1 protein-coding gene is annotated in these 824 nt (G+C 66.5%); it reads right to left on the bottom strand.

What is annotated here, in order from left to right; translation table 11 throughout:
• Positions 1 to 184 precede the first annotated feature (184 nt).
• Positions 185 to 824 (bottom strand): acyl-CoA dehydrogenase family protein (locus HLUSI_RS0122455; protein ID WP_016836092.1); only part of this gene is annotated, 640 nt, incomplete at its 5' end.

Below are 824 nucleotides of genomic sequence, written 5' to 3' on the forward strand. Positions count from 1 at the left end.
CGCTGCGAGGCTTCGCGCGCCAGCTCAACGGCGAGCTTGCGGGCGGCGGCCAATGCTTCGGCGTCATCGCGGATGCGTGCGACGATGCGCGGTTCGGTGGGATGTTCCGTGGAGACGGATGCTGCAGCGGCGGTGGCGGATTGGCTCATGACGATGCTTTCGTGGAAATGTTCTGAAGACTGGATCAGGACCAGTTATGACGCGGCGGCGGCGTGTCGTTGAGGTAGTAGTTGCCGACGGCGAAATACTTCCAGCGCACCGGGTCGTGCAGGGTGTGGACACGCGCATTGCGCCAGTGGCGGTCGAGGTCGTGCGCTGACAGCGTGGATTGGGTACCGGCCAGTTCGAACAGTTTTTCGCTGGCGTGCAGGGCTATCTCGGTGGTCAGTACCTTGGCTTCCGCCACCGCGACCGAGGCCTGCGCCATCTGTTCGTAGCTGATCGGCAGCGGTAGATCGTCGAGCGTGCGCGCGGCACGTTCGAGCAAGGCCTCGGCGGCGTGCAGGCGAATCTTGAGGTCGCCGATCTGGTTGATCGTGAGCGGATCGTCGCCGGCGCGCTCGACGCCGCTGTCGGCCCACGGACGCGAACGTTGACGGATGAAGGCGACCGCGTCCTCCACCGCCGCTTGCGCGATGCCGGCGTCGATGGCGGCCTGGATCAGCTGTGCCACCGGCCCGATGTTGTTGGGCTGGTCCGCCAGCTGGTGCAGCGGCACGACATGTGCCGCGGACACGCGCACGTTGTCGAAGATCACGGTGCCGCTGGCGGTGGTGCGCTGGCCGAAGCCGGACGCGCCGGTGGAATAGAAGCGCGTGCCGTTG

Origin of the sequence: Herbaspirillum lusitanum P6-12, from assembly GCF_000256565.1 — a bacterium.
In the GTDB taxonomy this organism is placed as follows: Bacteria; Pseudomonadota; Gammaproteobacteria; order Burkholderiales; family Burkholderiaceae_D; genus Herbaspirillum; species Herbaspirillum lusitanum.